The following is an 18,523-nucleotide window of genomic DNA, read 5'->3' as shown; positions in this document are numbered from 1 at the left end:
TGGACTGCCTAGAGCAGCTCAGCAAGCCCGAAACCAATATCGATCAACTACTACCATGGCAGTTTACTAAGCGTTAGGTGGGATTAGCGGACGCTTACGCTCAATACCGCTAATTGTAAGATCTTCAACAAATGCTTGTGCGGCAATGGTTATAATTGATAAACATTCCTTATCTTGTGCGGCAATGTTAATAGCCATTGCACCACCAACACTATGACCAAGTACTAAATATTCTGTTAAACCTAATTTAGCCTTGATTTGAGGAAAGTAAACTAAGCCTTCTTCTTCTATAAAGTTAAGAGATGGTAATTGCTCTCTAGCGTCTGAACTCCCAAAACCAAGTCTGTCGTAGGCAATAACCTGTCTAGATAATTTAGTTGCTAGTTGAAGAGGGAAGTCTTTCCATTGATTTACTGAACCAAGTGAATCGTGTAATAGCACAATAGGCGCTTTATTTTCTATAGATTCTGGTGTCCATATTTTTACGAAAACTTTGCCGCTATTTAAATCGATGTATTGCGTTGTTATGTTCATGATCTTTATTACTTCAGTAGATAGATCAACCCTTAGGGTTAATGTTTGGTGTTTTAGGTTTTGTTATTACTTTACTATTTTTATTTAACGCCTTGAGATAGCTTTTTGAGAGCCGATCAGTTTGTTTATCTGAAGATACTGGCGAAAAAACGCTTTCAAATAATGAACTAGTTGCCGAATTTTCTTCTCTGCTGAGTTCCTTAGTTAATAGATTTATGTTGTTAGACTTAGTAACAGTGTCTAAGTAAATATAAGCCCATTTTATAAAGCTTTTGTGGTCATTGCTTTTTATCGCTTGTTTTAGCTGAGCTTTGATCTTTTTTGTTCGGTGTTTATCTTGATTTGAATTATTAGTTCTTTTTCTAATAAAAACTAAATAACCAATAAGTAAGCATAGAGCACATAATAGGTAAAAAAATATGGTTAGGTTTTTAGTTATATACAACTGAAACTGTTGCCCAACAGTAAGTGAGCCGATGGCTATTGGTTGTGAATCAAGTTGTGCATGTTTAAGGGTTTGAGCGTTATTGTCCCACCAAGCAAGTTTGATTTTTGGAATAACCACTTTTCCTTGCTGCTCAACGATATAAGTGAACTTTTGAATGCGCGTTGCAAGCTTGTTGCCTCGGTTGTTGTTGTCGATAAGCTCTGGTGTCGATAAGTAATGAGGTAAACCATGAATGGTATTGTGGTTTATTTCAGGTAGCATCATGGCAAGTAAGCCGTCTGCTTCAATGGTGATAGTGCGAGTGACAGCATCACCAGGCAATAACTGTGTTAAATCTTTATCCCAAGCTTGTTTAATAGCCAAGTGATTAGCTGCCCACCATTGGCTGTTTTCATCAAGACTATTTTGCAATTGCTTTGGTACTAAGGCGCTGAAGACTATAGGGTTAGTTAGTATGATTCCTTCAATATCACCTTGACCAATAACATGAATTTTCATGCTAACTTCAAATTCAGGAACCATATAGTTAGTTGCTTGTTGCGGAAATATCGAAAACTCTTTTTCATGCACCGTCCACCGTTTACCATTGAGGTGTTCGCTACTATTTAGGCCAAAATTACTGCGCTGGATAACAATGGCGTTATCAATTTCTGGCAAAGTGAATGTTACCGACCCTTTAAACCAAGTGGATGTTGCAATTCGCAGTTTTATCGTTACTTCTTGACCAACTATCACAGGTCTATCGTTTACAACTTCAATAGATACTTGTAGCTCATTTTGTCTGATTAAATCGTCAATAGTTGTTGCTGCATGTGCTAATGAATAAGGTAGCAGTAGCAAAAAAAGAGCAAGTAATTTAGCTTTACTCATTGCTACTCCCTAATAGTTTTTGCTTATTCACTTGTATTTGCAGTTTGTTTGCTAAAAATTTACTCGGATTTTTTTGTAGATTTTCCATCCACATTTTGGCAAGTTGCTCATTCTTTAGTATTTGTTCTGCACTGTATTGCTGAACTTCTTGCTTACGTTGATTCGTTTTTATTTGTTTACCTTTTGCCTGTTTAAATTGATCACTTGTTTCATCATCTGAACGTTCATTTTGCTCTTGTTTTTGATGTTCAGATAACGACTCTCGAGCTTTAATTATTTTTTGCACAGCCGCTAAGTTTTCAATGATTGCTTGGTTATTAGGGAAAACGGCAAGTAACGATTGATAAATAGACTCAGCAGCATAGTATTTTTCTGCATGAGCGTAGGCGTTTGCTAAACGTAATTTGGCATCATTGCTATCTATTCTTGAAAAGTATTCTATTGCGAGGTCAAAGTCTTCGTTTAGGTAATAAGAGGTGGCCTTCCACATCGTATTTTCGAATCGCTCAGCAGCGGTTTTATAATCTTTCAAATAAAAATATAGTTGTCCTTGTTGGTTAGGAGTTAACCAAAAATTAGCAAAGCTGTTTTCAGCAGCTTGGCCTTGAGTACTTGGTAGTGATAAGCAAAGTACAACAATAAAACTTGACCAGCGAATCGTCCAGCCTCGTCTAAACCACAGTAAATAAAGTAACATTGCGGGAAAAACAAGCCAATAACCGCTATCAACCCAAGGGATATGTTTGTCATTTATTGGGTTATAAAAGCTTTTGATTCTACTGACTAGTTGGTGAATGTCTTGTTTATTAATTGTTGCCGACAGATAAAAACCGTCTATTTCATCTGAAATGCGACTAAGCTTTTGATTGTTTAATGAAGGAAGCGTTAAACCTTTTGCGCTAAGCTCTTCATTCGTAGAGCCGATGCCGTAAATTAACATTTGATAGCGGTGTTGTTCAGAAAAGCGTGTTAATGCCTGTTGGCTTTGTTCGGTGATGTCATCGGTTATAAGTAAAACGGTAACGGGTGTATCGTCGCTGATGGTTGCTTGTTTTATTAAAGTTAACGCATTAGCTACAGACTTTCCTTGCTGAGGCATTATTTTGGTTGTAACAGCTGACAAGTAGTTTCTTAATATATTGTGATCGTTTGTTAACGGTAATATTGAGTGAGCACTGCCTGAATAGACAATTAAGCTGGTATAACCTTCAGGGCGTTCAGCGAGAAGATCTGATACTTTTTGTTTAGCTCGCTCAAGTCTAGAAGGCTGAATGTCAACACTATTCATGGAGTTACTGGTATCAAGCAATATGAATAGAGCAGAGCTGTCTTGTAGAAAAGGAGAAGGCTGGCGTTGCCAACTTGGGCCCATTAAAATCACGGTAATTAGCAGCATTACAACCCATGCAACAATTGAGGGAGATATTTTTCTGATACTTCCAGCTTCTGCTGTTAGTTCTTGATAAATGTGCTGAGCAAAAACCTTTTTAGCTTGCTGGTCTTCATTTTTCTTCGAGTTTTTGTTCGATAACAATAACCAGAGTATCGGGATCAACAATGCCCACCATGGCCTTAAAAAGTGAAAGTTTTGTAGTAGTTGCGAGTAAGCCAGGTCACTGATCATAGGGCACCTTAACTTTTATTCTTGAACGTATATACACTACCATACATAAATTCATAATAACTAAGGTAATCAAAGGGATATGATGCATACTTTGTTTAGGGCGAAATGATATAGAGTCATATGTTTGCGGTTCAAGTTGGGCAATATTTAGGTAAGCTTGACTAAGTTGGCTGGTGTCCATCGCATGATAAAAATTTCCACCAGTTAGCTCAGCGATGCGCTTTAAGGTTTTACTATCGAGTTTTCGCTCGCCAATCGTTGCTGGGTCGCCAAGCGCAATTGTATATATTTTAACGCCGTAGCTAGCAGCTATTTTTGCAGCGTCTATTGGTGGTACTTTGCTGCCTGCATCATTACCATCGGTCAGTAAAATAAGTACTCGGTTTTTTGTTTCACTTTCTTCAAAGTGCTTAATTGCAATACCTATGGCGTCACCAATTACCGTACTTTGGCCCGCCATTGCAATTTCAGTTTCATTGAGTAAAGTTAACCAAGTTGCATGGTCTTCACTAAAAGGCATTTGAAGGTAGGCTGCAGAGCCAAATACAATTAAACCTAAACGATCGTTTTTACGCTCCATAGCAAGAGATTTTAGCACTGACTTAACCATGGTTAGTCGGTCAACTGTATTATCACTTGCCACTTTAAAGTCAGTTGTTGCCATTGACCCTGAAGCATCAACAGCAACCATTAGATCTCTTGCTGATTTTGTTTGTACTATTGGATCTTGCAACCATTGAGGTTTTGCAGCAGCTAATACAAAAAGCAACCAAGAAATGATCAAAACAGACTTTTGTAACCGGCTTGGCTGTTGTGTTTTTGCCCCTAGCTTGGCTTTATCACCTGATATTTCGATGAGCTTATTGAAAAATGGTACTTTAACCATTTGATTTTGTTGTAGGTATTCTGGAAGAAAGCGTAGCAACAGAGGTAACGGTAGAAGAAGAAATAGCCAAGGGAATACAAATTCAAGCATTAGGTTACTTGCTCTTAACTAAGTTTAATAAGCTAAAAGGTTTTATGACGGGATTCACTCCTTCGTAAGGATGCTGCTGGATCCAAAGTTTGGTTTGTTCTATTAATGAGTGCCACTGTTTCTCTGTGCACGCTTCTTTTGGTACTTGGTATAGGTTATCACCTAATAGTTGGTGGGCATTACTATCAAATACTTGTTTTTTATTATGAGTATTTAAAAAATTAAACCAATCTTTTCCTGTTTGTCGCGCAATAATTTCACGAGGGAAAATATAAAGAGCAGTTCCTTTTATTAGCTCTGCTAGTTGATATAGTCGCGCTTGTTCGGTTAACGAAGAGTTTGCTAGTTCAGCTAAAGCCAATAGTGCACTTTTTCGATAGTGGTTATTAATTTGATAAATTAATTTTTGAATAATAAAGATTATTAACCAAGTAATAAATATTATTGCAAGGTAGCTCCACCCTGGGGCAAAAGGTAAAATTGGTAAGGTTTCTGGCATTGGAGCCTCATTAAAGTTGGTCAATGCTAAATTGCCAAAACTTTGATTGATTGTTGATGAGGCATCTAACATTAAGCTGCCCCTAGGTGTTTACGAACTTGTCCAGCAACGTTAAATTCTGTTGAAAAAGACAATAATGGAATATTGTGTTTAGCAAACGTTGTTTGCATGTTAGACAACTTCTGTTCGGTATAGTGATTAAACTTTTCTGTTAGACCTTTTTTATTAGCTGACAGTTGTAATTGGTATTCGCCATCTCCTAACACTAGGTTTTCTAGCGGGCGAATATCATGCTCTAGTTGGTCATAAACGTAACAGGCGATAATGTCGTTGTGCTGAGTTAGTTTTGCAAGGCTCGGTATTATTGATGCCTGCGGGTCAATAAAATCTGAAATAACTATTAGCAAGTAATCGTGAGTAATAAACTTTTCAGCTTTTTTGAGTAAGCCAGCCATTGAAATGGGCTTGTTGGTTTGGGCACTGTTACTGTTTATTATTTGATTAAACTTAACTATTAATGCTAAATACTGTTGAAACTTTGTATGACTTCTAGTTGGTTCACATTCAATGTAACGTTGATCTGACAATATAATAAAGCCAACACGATCACCTTCATCTAATGCCTTCCATGCAATTAACGCACTAAGTTCAGCTGCTAAAACTGACTTCATTTTCCATTGGCTGCCAAAGTGCATATTTGAACGTTGATCGACAATGATCATGACAGGTCGGTCTTTTTCTTCACAATAAAGGCGCACATAGGGCTTGCCCATACGATTAGTGACACGCCAGTCAACATTTCTTATATCGTCTCCTGGGCGATAATCTCTTAACTCGGAGAAGTCCAAACCTCTTCCCCTAATGGTAGAGCGTTTACGACCCATTAATTTACTTTTTAATGGTTGATTAGATAAAAAGCTAAAGCCATGAGCGTCGTGTTTTAAACGCATAAGTTGTTTTAGCGTTATTTGTATGCGTTCATCAATTGCTTTAACTGTTTTCATTGGCTTGGTTTATACGACAGCGACTTGCTTAATTATTTCGTTAATAACATCGTCAGAAGTTATTCCGTCAGCTTGCGCTTCATAACTTAGGTTTATTCGATGTCTGAGGACGTCACAAACTACTTGTCTAACATCATCGGGATCTACATAGTCTTTTTCATTTAAGAATGCTTGTGCTCGTGAACACCTGTCTAAAATGATACTAGCGCGAGGACTAGCGCCAACTGCTATCCAGTTTTTTAAATTGCTATTTGGGTAGCGTTCTGGTTTACGAGTCGCCATCACTATTGCGACAATGTACTTTTCTACCGCTTCACTCATGTGTATGTTTAATACTTGTTGACGAGCATCAAAAACAACACTTTGTTGTATTTTGATAGGCGCTTGTTGTTTGTTACCTTCTTCTGAGCGCACTAAACGAATTATTGATAATTCTTGTTCATCATCAGGGTAGTCGATTTGAATTTTTAGCGCGAAACGATCGATTTGTGCTTCAGGAAGAGGGTAGGTACCTTCTTGCTCTATTGGATTCTGTGTGGCCAATACCATAAATAGATCAGGTAATTGATAGCTTTTCCCCATCACAGTAACTTGTCTTTCTTCCATTGCTTCAAGCAATGCCGCTTGTACTTTTGCAGGAGCTCTATTGATTTCGTCGGCTAGAACTAATTGATTGAATATAGGCCCTTCTTTAAAGGAGAGATCAGTTTTACCATCGATATCTTGGAACATTTCTGTGCCTGTAACGTCTGATGGTAACAAGTCGGGCGTAAATTGAATACGCCCCAACTTAGCTTCAAGCACTTTAGCCAAGGTGCGAATAGAGCGGGTTTTAGCGGTACCAGGTAATCCTTCAAGCAGTACGTTGCCGTTGGTCAGCAATGCAATTATTAAGGCATTAACGAGCTTTTCTTGCCCTAAAATTGACTGGTTTACTTCTGACTGAAGCGCTTTAATTTGAGCTAATATGTTTTCGGCCATATTTATTCTTTATTGGTAATGGTGTTATTAGTTTATTTGTAATGCCAAAAGTGTGTATAAATACATGGTTTTTAATGAATTACATAACTAAGCTTTTATTTTAGTGTAGAACGAAAAAGCAAGAGCTGTATTAACTCTTGCTTTTTTTTTTGTGATTTTTATTTATATGTCACGTTTTCCCAAATTTTCATTTTTTCAACAACCGTTGAAAAGGTAAAGTCGGCTGGTGCTTGTGATGGCGGGAATTCTTTAAATGTTTGTAAGAATTTTATTACTTCTGTTGCCGCAGGAGCAACAGTAAATAAGTGATCTACCGACCATCTATCATAGCCTCCCGCATTTATTGGTGCTTCTTCATATGGATCTTGGCGTAAATTTAAAATTAAAGGTAGACGGCGTGCCACTAAAGGACAAGCCCATACTTCCCAACCCTTACATTTTTGCTCTAAGAATAATAATTTCCAGTCGCCCATTCTAATTGCAGCAACTTTGCCGCCATCGGTTGCATAAATAAAGTTTTTACGAGGCCAGTTTGTATTATCGTCAGCAGTAGTATTTTTACCTTCAATTAGTTGTGGCAATATGTTGTAACCGTCTAAATGAATTTTATATTGACGACCGTTAAATATTGCCCCTTTCTTTAACTGTTCTTTAATATTTGTATTACCTACCGCAGCCATAACCGTTGGTAACCAGTCATTATGAGCGGTTAGTTCGTTAACTATCTGACCTGATTTTATTTTATTTGGCCAACGAACCATGGCAGGTGCTCTAAAGCCACCTTCCCAAGTGGTATTTTTTTCGCCACGGAAGCGCACTGTGCCCCCATCAGGCCAAGAAAACTTTTCTGCGCCATTATCCGTTGTGTAAATAACGATTGTATTGCCACTGATGCCTAGCTCATCGAGCTTATCGAGTAATTGTCCTACGTGACGATCATGCTCTACCAAGCCGTCGCCATATAGGCCGCCACGTTTAGAGATACCTTTAACATCATCTTTTAAATGTGTCCAAATATGCATTCGAGTTGCATTAAACCATGCAAAAAATGGCTTTTTAGCTTTGTGCGCTTTTTCCATAAACTTTATGGTGGCTGCTAAAAACTCTTCGTCGGCTGTTTCCATACGCTTTTTGGTTAATGGACCTGAGTCTTCAATACGTCCATCAGCAAATGAATGAATAACGCCGCGAGGGCTAAAACGCTTCTTCATTTCCGCAGTCATGAATCGGTTATAGTCTTCATGTTCAGGCTCTTCTTCGGCATTTAAGTGATACAGGTTGCCATAAAATTCGTCAAAACCATGGTTTGTAGGTAAATGACTGTCTTGATCGCCAAAATGATTTTTACCAAACTGGGCGGTCATGTAACCTAGAGGCTTTAATAAACCTGCTAATGTAACATCATCTTCACGAGCGCCTTCTTTAGCACCAGGTAAGCCAACTTTGGTTAAGCCTGTACGCATTGGATGTTGGCCATGAATAAATGCAGAGCGACCAGCAGTACAAGAGTTTTCTGCGTAGTAATCAGTAAATATTGCGCCTTCTTTAGCAATACGGTCAATATTTGGTGTCCAGTGACCTGCTTGTCCCATGGTATAGGCGCTTAAGTTATCCATGCCTATATCATCTCCCCATATCGCTAATACATTAGGGCGTGAAGGATCTTCTGTTGCATGTACAGGAGTCGTTAAACAGAGTAACAAAGCACTGCTAGCAAGTATTTTTAATGATGTAATAATTTTCAAAATAATTGTCCGTTAATAGAGCAAAAGTTTATTCAATAGTTTGAATATGCTTGTTTTTATGAATTTTATTTAAACTACATTTATAATATTTCTATCAAGCTAAAAAGCGTATTAATAGCCGATTAAAACTATCCTAGTTTTTAGCTATAGATGTTTTGATTAGGGCATGCTGGTCTTAACAAGCAAAAAAATGGTCTGTGCGGGCTATATCTAGTAAACATAAAATACTCGTTAGAAAATTACTTTATACTATGTTTCTGTTCATTAAAAAAAGAACTACAATGTATAATAATATCAATAATGTAGGGCTAGCATATGCGTATTACTTTGACGCATCTACATTACTAATTATGAATAATAGGGCGCTTTGTGCAAATTTCTGCAGCTAAATTTACTCCTAAAGTAATTACCAAACATTTAATAGAGCAGACAGAATTAGTTCAGCATTTAACTGCAAAACCGTTACGTAATGTAGCGATAGTGCAAGGGCTTGCTGGTTATGGTAAAACAACCTTACTTTTACAATACCTTGCTTGGTTACAAGCAAAAAAAGCCCGCACAATTTGGATTAATTTAGAAAAAGCTGACAATGATATATCACGTTTATTGCAAGTGGTTAGTGAAGCTAGTAATGCATCAGTATCGGGCTCGAGTAAAGTAGCTACAAAAGAAAACCCACATAATACTGACGACTTAAATGTATTGTTGTCGGCTATTGCTGATAATGAACAGCCTTTTTATCTTTTTCTTGATAATTTTGACGTAATAACAGAACCGTCAACGTTAAGTATTTTAAGTGACGCCCTTAATCATTTAAAAAGTCATCAGCAAATTATTATTGCTTCTCGCACTGCGCCAAAGCTTGCTTTGTCAAAATTGAAAATAGCAGATAACTTAATAGAGGTTTCAACATCGGAGCTAAAATTTAGCTTTGAGCAAACTAAAGTATATTTTTCTCGTTTTGGTGATATTCAACTAAATGAAGAACAAATATGCAAATTATATGAATTAACCGATGGCTGGCCTGCAGCATTAAAGCTGTCTACTTTTTTGATCAAACAACCAGAGCAACTTAGTCAACTGACGGTAGACGGAAAAGTTACCAGTGAGCTGTTTGATGATTATTTAATTGAAAACATTTTTAACCACAAATCTGCTGAACAACAAGAGTTTTTAGTAAAGACATCAATTCTGTCAGAGTTTAATTTGCCACTTTGCCAGCATTTATTAGCTGACACTTTTTCCGCTGGAAGAGCAGCGACAATGCTAAATGAAGATCTTGAAGAGTCGATATTGATTGAGTCAACCAATCAACAACAATCTTGGTTAAGTTATCACCAATTGTTTGCAAGCTTTTTAATTAAACTATTAAAACGAGATTATGCAGAACAGGTAGAGCCATTGCACGTTAAAGCGGCAAAGTGGTTTAAAGAAAATAACAGGCCAAGATTAGCAATAGAGCATGCTATAGCTGGTAATGCCAATGAACTTGCCGCTCAAATGATGGATGACTTTGCTCTACCTATGTTAAGAAAAGCGCAGTTTAATACATTAGCTGATTGGACAAATAGCATTTCTTCTGAGTTATTAAATCAACATATTAATTTGTATTTAGCAAAAACATGGGCTGATTTATTTTATAAACGCACATTATTGGTTGAGAAGGATATTTCTCAAATTAGTGAGTGGCAAAAGGCTAATAAGTTAACTAAAGAGCAGCAGCGTATTTTTACGTCTTTAAAAATATCGTTTAGCATAATGTCTGACAATAATGATGAGACGCTAAACGTAGTACAAGCATTGTTGGCTGATAATCAACCTAGTAACCATTCATTGGTTAGAATTGGTTTTTATAATATTCAAGCGTACATCCATTTAAGCCAAGCAAAATTTGAAGATGCAAGAATTGATGGTATGAATGCGTTGGCGTTAACGCAATTTATGGGTAAAAACAAATCATCAGATAATGTTTTTTTTACCGTAACTTATGCTCATGCCGTTCAAGCTTTTGCTCTATTATTGCAAGGAAAACTTAAAAGAGCACTCGCAGTAGCTGAGCAAGGGCTTAGAGATTTTTATCAGCAAGACTTTATTGAGTCAGCAAATGCTTATGGCGTACTTCCAGCGTATACAAGTTTACTATATGAAACGAATAAGTTAGATGACTGCGAAACTATTCTTACAAGAAACCTCTCGTTAATTAGGCAGTTTGCGTTACCAGAATGGTTAGCAGTAAGTTATTTATGCTTGGCGCGAATTCATTTGGCAAAAAATAATACTAATGATGCTATTAAAGTAATTGAGACACTTGAACAGATAGGTTATTCCGATCATTTACCTCGACTTTCGGCTATTGCGCGGTGGGAGCTGGTGAGGATCCACCTTAATAATGGTGAGGTCATATTAGCAAACGACATTGCTGAACGTATTAGTAGCGAAAATTTAGTGGTTAAAAAAGCGCAGTGCTCAATCGCTGCAGACAATGAGGCTGATACTATTACCAGCATTCGACTTTTGTTAGCAAACCAGCAATACAAGAAAGCGTTAAAGCAAATAGCTGATGCAATCGAGCAGTCGCAACCTAATCGCCATTATCGCATATTAAAATTAGAAGTTTTAAAAGTAGTTGCGTTAAAGCAGAGCAATGAACATAGACAAGCATTAAGGCTGCTAACTAAATTAGTAGCTCAAGGCCAAAATGAAGGGTTTGTTCGGACGTTTGTTGATGAAGGCGAAGTGATTAGCGAGCTATTAAAAGAGTTATACCAAACCTTAGATGACTATAACTCTAAACTAGCACTTTATATAGCATCTTTATTAGCCGCTTTTGGTATTGAAGCTAACGCGGCGCAATACGAAGAAGTAAATAATAGGCTAATTGAACCACTTACCAAGCGAGAAGAAGAGTTATTGCACCTCATTAATAAAGGCCATACTAATAGCAAAATTAGTGCGTTACTAAGCTTGTCAGAAAGTACAGTTAAGTGGCATTTAAGCAATTTATTTTCAAAATTAGGGGTTAAAAGAAGAAATCAAGCTACCTCAAAAGCACGAGAACTTGGTTTATTATAAATTTATTTTTGCTTAATTTGACGTCTTTTTACCTACTTGATAAAGCATTGAACGATTCTAAAGAAACTTATCAAAGCCCCAAATGTATAACGGTCTAGCTTGAATGTCGTTTTGGATATGAGCCTACAAAACTTAGTTACTTTTCTATCAAATTTTAAAACGTTAGCTATATTTAAGACAATTAAATAGCAGAATATGACCTGAATTTCGCATAAAGGACTCTACTATTGATAAAAGATAACAATAAATTTAAGTGAAATTAACAATCGGGAAAGTTATGAGAACCAACAATGTTTTTGTAAAAAGTCGCTTAGCGGCGGCTATCGGGGTTTCATTCTTATTTTCAGGCAGCTTGTACGCAGAAGAAGCTGCTGGTGAGCAGGCTGAAAAAGCCAAAGAGAAATCTGGCTTAGAAGTCATCCAAGTAACAGCTCGTAAAAGAGTAGAGTCAGTTCAAACAGTACCTTCAAGTGTTAACGCGGTAACAGGCGAACATATGGAAGGCATGGGCGTACACAGTGTTAACGACCTTACTAAGTTTGTTCCAGGTCTTGAACAGCCACAACTAGCTAACCATTCACGTTTATCACTTCGTGGTGTTTCATCAGGTGATAACCAGTCATTTGAACAGTCTGTAGGAACATATGTAGACGGTGTATACCGTGGTCGTATGAATCAACTGCGTTCAGGTTTCTTCGATATGGAGCGTGTGGAGGTATTAAAGGGCCCACAAGTGTCACTTTACGGTAACAGCTCAGTTGGTGGTGCGTTAAGCATGGCTACTAAGCGTCCTGAAGTTGGTGATGAACTAAATGGTAACTTTACCGTTAAATATGAAACAGAATATGAAGAGTCACAAATTTTAGGCGGTGTAAATATACCAGTAACAGACGAATTTGCTGTTCGCGTTGCGGGTAAGTGGCGTGATCAAAATGGTGGTGCGGCATTTAACCATTATACGGGTAAAGTTGAAAACTCTTATGAAGATTCAGCGTTTCGTATCAGTGCCGTATGGGAACCAAATGACGAGCTCAATATTTACCTTCGCCATGAGCAAGCTACCTTTGAAAAGCACGGTGAAAGCCTAGCTATCTACGCTCATGTTAATCCAGACTTTACACCAAGAGCTGATTCGCCTTTGGCACCATTTGGTATTGGTACTGGTGAAATGTACACAGGTAATGATCAAAGCATTTTTAACAATGGTCCGTCGGGTAACTATAACGACAGTGACGAAACCATGTTGGAAGTGGTTTGGAACATTAACGACGACATGACATTAACGTCAATTACTGCTGACAGTAATTATGATTATTATCATACGCTTGATGTTGATATGACACCGGCAAACTTTATGTCGACAAATACACCTGAAGATTACAGTCAGTTTTCTCAAGAATTGCGTTTAGATACTGAAATAAACGACCAATTAAACATTATGGCAGGCCTTTATTATCAAGATGCAGATTTTAATACAGGTTTTGATGTTGACTTTTATATGCCTCATGTAAGCACATTAATTGGTAGCCCATTAGAGTTTGGTTCATTCTCTCGTTCAAACTATTTAAGGCAGAATACTGAACAGCAAGCGATATTTACGCAATTTGACTACAATCCAACAGATAAATTGAGTTTAACGCTTGGTGTTCGTTATACCGATATTACTAAAACTGCAACACAAGGTTTAAGATTACTTGATATTGATGGTTCTACGTACGATGAAGCGCCATACCCTGAAGGTCACCCATTTGCTGGTTTAACGCCTGCATTGTTTAGTTATTGGGGGGTTTTAAAGTCTGTGGGTGCTCCGCATGAATTTCAAGATATGGTACGCGAAGAAGATCACTTAATGTTACAAGCAAGTGCTAGTTATCATTTCTCTGACGACTTTATGGGTTATGTAAATTACGCCGATGGTGCTAAAGCGGGTGGTTTTGATACGCTTTATGAAGGCCCAGTTACAGCGAGCCCTCTTGGCACATCACCTGGACCTTCAGCGGGTACGCCAGAAGATACTGAATTTGAAGATGAAAGTGTATCAGCGTGGGAAGTGGGCTTTAAGTCAGACTGGGAAACAGTTCGCTTGAATGTTGCAGCCTTTTATGGTGTTTACGACAACCTACAAACGTCGATTTTTAATGGTTCTATTGGATTTAACGTAGGTAATGCAGGTAAATCAATTCAAAAAGGTGTTGATGTTGAATTTATTTGGCAAGCTACTGACGACTTAAAAATTACTGCTAACGCAGAGTACTTAGACTTTTACTATGACGAATTCCAAGGTGCAGCTTGTAGTTTAACTGAGATTTATAATGGTGAAGCTGACGCTAATGGTAAATGTGATTGGTCAGGTGATAACCTACCTTGGGTGCCTGAGTTTAAAGCCTTCGTTGCAGCTGAACATGTAACAGAAGTATTTGACAGCTATGAATTAGTTAACATGTTAAGTGTTAGCTACAAATCAAAGCATACGGTTGACTCAAGTAATGAACAAAACTTGATGCAAGACGGCTACGCATTAGTTGACTATCGTGTGACATTAACTCCAGATGATAGCAATTGGCATGCGGCATTTACGGTTAACAATTTATTTGATGAAGATTATCAAGTTTATTTAACTAAGATCCCACTAGTGGCTGGTGCATATTCAAACGGTGTTCACCAAAACAAACGTCGTATAAGCTTTGAAGTAGGTTTTAACTTCTAACTCGAATAACTGCTCGCAAGTTAAGGCGAAGTAAAGTGTTAAAGCACTTTACTGTCGCCTTTTTTTTAGCCTATTTATTAGCTTGGAAAACAAAATATGTTGAATTACTACATAGACAAAGCACCAGAGTTTCAGCAATTGCACCACGTTTGTGAAGATTTATATTGGCTGCGTATTAGCATGCCGTTTGCACTTGATCATATAAATATTTGGTTGATTGAAGAAACTGATGGCTGGGTTGTTATTGATACTGGCCCGAATACATCAAAAGCCAAAGAGCAGTGGCTTGCGGTAATAAATAACCAGTTAAAAGGTAAACCAATCACTCGCATTATTTGTACTCATGGTCACCCTGATCATATTGGCTTAGTGGGCTGGCTACTTGAAGAGCTAGAGCACAAGCCTAGTTTTAGTATTTCAATGCCTGATTACAAATATTATCAAATGTTATTTTCTTGTGAGCCAAGTGTACCAAGAGATCAGCTCAATGAGTTTTATACTGGATACGGTGAAGGACAAAAACAAGTAAAGGCTTATTTTAGGAATATTGATACCTTTCGCAGTATTATTTACCCTGTAGACTCACCTTGTCAGGTATTACAAGATGAGCAAATAGTTACTTTAGGTAATCATCAATGGCGAATAGTGATGGGCTATGGCCATGCGTCTGAGCATGCATGTTTTTATTGTCAGGAATTAGATATTCTTATTGCTGGTGATCAAATATTACCGAGTATCACGCCAAATATCAGTATTTGGCCTGACGCGCCTGATGCTAACCCTATGCAATTATATTTTGATTCAGCACAGCACATATCAACAGTGATTACAGATGAAACCTTGATTTTGCCAGCACATGGTTTAGCTTTTTATGGTGGTGTTAGCCGATTAAATAAAATAGTTAATGGGCATAAAGAAAAGCTTGAACAGCTTTATCTGCATTGTAAAGAACCCAAACAAGTTAATGAAACTTATCAAGTGTTATTTAACTGTGAAGTTGACTCAGGTAATGACTTATTTGCATTTGGTGAAGCATTAGCTAGTTTGCAAATATTGGTTAAAGCGGGTCGCTTAAAAGTGACTCTTAATGAGCAAGGTGTAAAGTTATTCCAACAAGCTTAGGCTAAGTTGTGTAGAATTAGTAATTTATAGATTGATAAGCTTTGCTTTGTAAATGGTTAGCATTACAACCATGTAGTTAATCACATTATTTGTGTATCGGGTGTTTAAGAGCACTGGGCAATAAATTTATTTTATCTTGCGTAATAGCTAAAAAGCTTCTTTAAGTTTTGTTTTAATTTATTAATTTTAAGGGATAACTTTGCTAATTCGGTTTAAAACATCAATGGTTTTAATTTGGTGTTTCTTTGTCTTTTCATTATTTGTTAGTTTTAAAAGTGAAGCTAACAAAGACTTAAGCTGTGCTTCTTGTCATCAAACTCAAACACTAGCTTGGAAAAGCTCACACCATTTTCACTCTATGGCTGAAGTATCATCGGACTCTAATTTGGGAGATTTTACTTTAGGCAAGGTTAAGCTAAACGATGAAGAAATAAAGCTACTGATTCAAGACGACAAGTATTTAATAACTATGCCTGGAGTAGATGGAAGCCCAGTAACTAAAGAGTTACTTTATACTTTTGGTTATTACCCGCTACAACAATATATGTTTAGTGATGGAGCAGGAAAGTATCAATTTATTCCTTACGCTTGGGACAGTCGCTCAAAAGCTGAAGGTGGACAAAGGTGGTTTAACCTTTATCCTGAACTTAATGCTGAAGATGAATTTCATTGGACGCAAATGGGGCAAAACTGGAATCAAAACTGCGCCGATTGCCACAGTACAAACTTTAAGAAAGGCTTTGATTTAGAAACACTTTCATATCAGTCGAGTTATGACATCATTAATGTTAGTTGTTCCGCTTGTCATCAGGGAAGTGAGCAACATTTAACGTGGGTAAAAAATCCTGATAGTAAAATAAAAAATCCTGACAGTAATAAAAATAAATTTGGCTTTAGCCAAGATATTTCAACAAAAGTACCCGCATTTGCTACTAATGACTTAGGTAAGCTATTTCCAACAACGCGAGTGAAAAAAACACAGCAAGTGGAAGTATGTGCTCAGTGTCATAGCCGAAGATCACAACTGTCAGATCACACTGAATCAGTGCCATATCATCAGCAATATCAATCGTCATTAGTAAATACGCCTTTATATTACCCTGACGGGCAAATTTTTGATGAAGTATATGTATATGGTTCGTTCAAGCAAAGTAAAATGTATCAAAATGGTGTTACTTGTACTAATTGCCATGATCCGCATACTTTAAAGCTTAAACATGAAGGTAACGCCACCTGTACCCAATGACTCCGTACTGCATTTGCAAATCGGGCTTTTGATAACTTGGCAGAACTAATGTAGTAACGATACTCAAGGGATTCTTTACCCTGTTTCGTCTGCCGATAGCTCAGTGCTACACCAATAGTTTTCAGTTCTTTCCATTCACAGAAGTTATCCGTTAACGAACCCGCTTCCATTACATGATACGCTCTGGCTTCACTTCTTCCGTGAGCTTTTTCCAGACAAATTACTTCCTGATTTATCGCACCAGAAAGCGCCTTACGGACGGCATCATGCAGCTCTTTTTGATTTCCTTTCAGGGCCAGAAGGTAGTCACCACCACCATCAATAATTTGCTCAGCGATTTCTTTCTGGCAGCCCATTGCATCAATGGATATCAGACAGCCTTTTATGTCCAGCATAGTCAGCAAAGCTGGAATGGCGGTGATTTCATTCGATTTGCTCTGAGTTTTAATCTGTCCTAATACGACGTTATTCTCTGAGGCAAAGGCGTTAACCATGTGGATAGCCGACTGCCTGTTTTCCCGGTTATAAGAGCCACAAAGCCGCTTGCCATCAATAGCAATGAGTTTCCCCTCGGATAACTCCACCACCGATTGCATCCAGCCGATAAAACAACGCTGAAACTGCCCACTGTCTATCCGCGATATCACACGCGCTATGGTGTCATGAACCGGTAAGCCGTTCTTGAATAATCCCTTAGCGGCAAACCAGTCAAAATGCAGATCGCCAAAATCTTCGATATCTTCCCATCCTTTGGCTCCAGCGATGGACGCACATACCACCAAAAATAAAATATCAGTAAATAGATGGGCTACCTTGGCTGACTGTCTGGGATCTTCTAACTCACCAAAAAACTGTTCAAATGCGCCTGTTTCCATGACTCTCTCCGCAAAAGAGAGTATAAGATCACAGACGCTTACTATCGTCCAGAGTTGTTGGCGATTCAAACGTCAATTGAACGATTTATGTTCATGATCTTGCCCTGTACTCTAATCATTCCATTTCGACGTAGCCAACCCAAAGCCGGAAAGATAAGAATCAGTCTCGCGATGCAAAGGGTGGCAAAAAATATTGGTCAATCAAAATAAGTGAAAGATTCGAACGTGATAGAACAACTACTACAGCCAATCAATCAGTTTTTATTATGCCAAACACCAGTAGCTTGGGTAGACGAGGCTAAGAAATCAGAAAACCTTCCCGTAGTATTGCTTGACCATTTGGTTTGTGAATTAAAGGCCGCTCAATCAGCTATGTACCTTATTCGCAAGTATGCCGTGGATAAGGACAGTGGTGATGCGTTGTTAGCGTGGTTGAAGCCATTCGAAGATTTCACTTACCGCAAACAAGGTGACTGGAAAGCGTTAGCTGACCACGAAAAGCTGACCAAATCTATGATCCCCAAATCTGGTGCGCCTTACAGCCAAGACTTAATTGATAAAATGGTGTTGTTGATAAAGGAAGAACTGCACCATTTTTATCAGGTTCTGGAAATCATGGAAGAGTATGGTATTGCCTATGAATCCGTTGGTTCGAGTCGCTATGCCCGTGGTATGCTCCGTCATGTAAGAACGTATGAGCCAGCTGCTTTAATTGATAAATTGATATGTGGGGCTTATATAGAAGCGCGTTCGTGTGAGCGCTTTGCGGTATTGGCACCCCATGTTGATAAGCGTTTAAATGATTTTTATGTGTCGTTGT

Annotated in this window: 13 protein-coding genes and 1 pseudogene; 5 read left to right on the top strand and 9 right to left on the bottom strand. The window is 37.9% G+C overall.

Translation table 11 applies throughout. The annotated features are described in order from the left end of the window. Window positions 1-66 precede the first annotated feature (66 nt). The 8 genes from MHN02_RS20150 to MHN02_RS20115 all read right to left on the bottom strand — a co-directional run bounded on the left by MHN02_RS20150 (window position 67) and on the right by MHN02_RS20115 (window position 8,684). Window positions 67-534, bottom strand: coding sequence for an alpha/beta fold hydrolase (locus MHN02_RS20150; protein ID WP_239247830.1), 468 nt, complete (start codon window positions 532-534; stop codon window positions 67-69). Between the two features lie 25 nt (window positions 535-559). Next, a complete protein-coding gene (locus MHN02_RS20145; RefSeq protein ID WP_015068507.1) occupies window positions 560-1,852 on the bottom strand; it encodes a BatD family protein in 1,293 nt (430 codons plus the stop codon). Then, a complete protein-coding gene (locus MHN02_RS20140; RefSeq protein ID WP_269822365.1) occupies window positions 1,845-3,224 on the bottom strand; it encodes a VWA domain-containing protein in 1,380 nt (459 codons plus the stop codon). The genes MHN02_RS20145 and MHN02_RS20140 overlap by 8 nt, the downstream gene beginning before the upstream one ends. 241 nt (window positions 3,225-3,465) lie before the next feature. Further along, window positions 3,466-4,452 (bottom strand): VWA domain-containing protein, encoded by a 987-nt coding sequence (locus tag MHN02_RS20135; protein ID WP_008305441.1) that lies wholly within the window; start codon window positions 4,450-4,452, stop codon window positions 3,466-3,468. A 4-nt stretch (window positions 4,453-4,456) separates the two neighbouring features. Further along, window positions 4,457-5,023 carry a DUF4381 domain-containing protein gene (locus MHN02_RS20130; protein ID WP_008305440.1) on the bottom strand — a complete coding sequence of 189 codons (567 nt, stop codon included), beginning with the start codon at window positions 5,021-5,023 and terminating at the stop codon, window positions 4,457-4,459. Next, window positions 5,023-5,955 (bottom strand): DUF58 domain-containing protein, encoded by a 933-nt coding sequence (locus tag MHN02_RS20125; RefSeq protein ID WP_008305438.1) that lies wholly within the window; start codon window positions 5,953-5,955, stop codon window positions 5,023-5,025. The genes MHN02_RS20130 and MHN02_RS20125 overlap by 1 nt, the downstream gene beginning before the upstream one ends. Window positions 5,956-5,964: 9 nt before the next feature. Beyond that, window positions 5,965-6,936, bottom strand: a complete 972-nt coding sequence (locus MHN02_RS20120) for a MoxR family ATPase (protein ID WP_008305436.1) — start codon at window positions 6,934-6,936, stop codon at window positions 5,965-5,967. 158 nt (window positions 6,937-7,094) lie between these two features. Continuing rightward, window positions 7,095-8,684, bottom strand: coding sequence for an arylsulfatase (locus tag MHN02_RS20115; RefSeq protein ID WP_041702934.1), 1,590 nt, complete (start codon window positions 8,682-8,684; stop codon window positions 7,095-7,097). Window positions 8,685-9,050: 366 nt separating this feature from the next. Here MHN02_RS20115 and MHN02_RS21840 point away from each other — a divergent pair, with 366 nt between their 5' ends. The 4 genes from MHN02_RS21840 to MHN02_RS21730 all read left to right on the top strand — a co-directional run bounded on the left by MHN02_RS21840 (window position 9,051) and on the right by MHN02_RS21730 (window position 16,828). Beyond that, the gene (locus tag MHN02_RS21840; protein ID WP_024017276.1) at window positions 9,051-11,753 is read left to right on the top strand and encodes a LuxR C-terminal-related transcriptional regulator; all 2,703 of its coding nucleotides are present in this window, start codon (window positions 9,051-9,053) and stop codon (window positions 11,751-11,753) included. Window positions 11,754-12,030: 277 nt separating this feature from the next. Further along, window positions 12,031-14,460, top strand: coding sequence for a TonB-dependent receptor (locus MHN02_RS20105; protein WP_239247828.1), 2,430 nt, complete (start codon window positions 12,031-12,033; stop codon window positions 14,458-14,460). A 96-nt stretch (window positions 14,461-14,556) separates the two neighbouring features. Continuing rightward, entirely contained in the window at window positions 14,557-15,582 is a 1,026-nt protein-coding gene (locus MHN02_RS20100; protein WP_239247826.1) for an MBL fold metallo-hydrolase, read from the top strand. A 223-nt stretch (window positions 15,583-15,805) separates the two neighbouring features. Beyond that, window positions 15,806-16,828, top strand: coding sequence for a multiheme c-type cytochrome (locus tag MHN02_RS21730; RefSeq protein WP_269351519.1), 1,023 nt, complete (start codon window positions 15,806-15,808; stop codon window positions 16,826-16,828). On the opposite strand, the pseudogene MHN02_RS20090 reads toward MHN02_RS21730, so the two are convergent. Further along, window positions 16,822-17,703, bottom strand: a pseudogene (locus tag MHN02_RS20090) (ISAs1 family transposase); the annotation flags it as partial. The gene MHN02_RS21730 and the pseudogene MHN02_RS20090 overlap by 7 nt on opposite strands. 225 nt (window positions 17,704-17,928) lie before the next feature. Here MHN02_RS20090 and miaE point away from each other — a divergent pair. Then, on the top strand, window positions 17,929-18,523 hold a 595-nt coding region (miaE, locus tag MHN02_RS20085), incomplete at its 3' end, for a tRNA isopentenyl-2-thiomethyl-A-37 hydroxylase MiaE (protein WP_239247824.1).

This window comes from Alteromonas sp. CNT1-28 (genome assembly GCF_022348345.1).
Classification (GTDB): domain Bacteria; phylum Pseudomonadota; class Gammaproteobacteria; order Enterobacterales; family Alteromonadaceae; genus Alteromonas; species Alteromonas macleodii.
The sequence above is the reverse complement of the archived record's forward strand: the minus strand, read 5'-3'. Positions and strand labels throughout refer to the sequence as shown.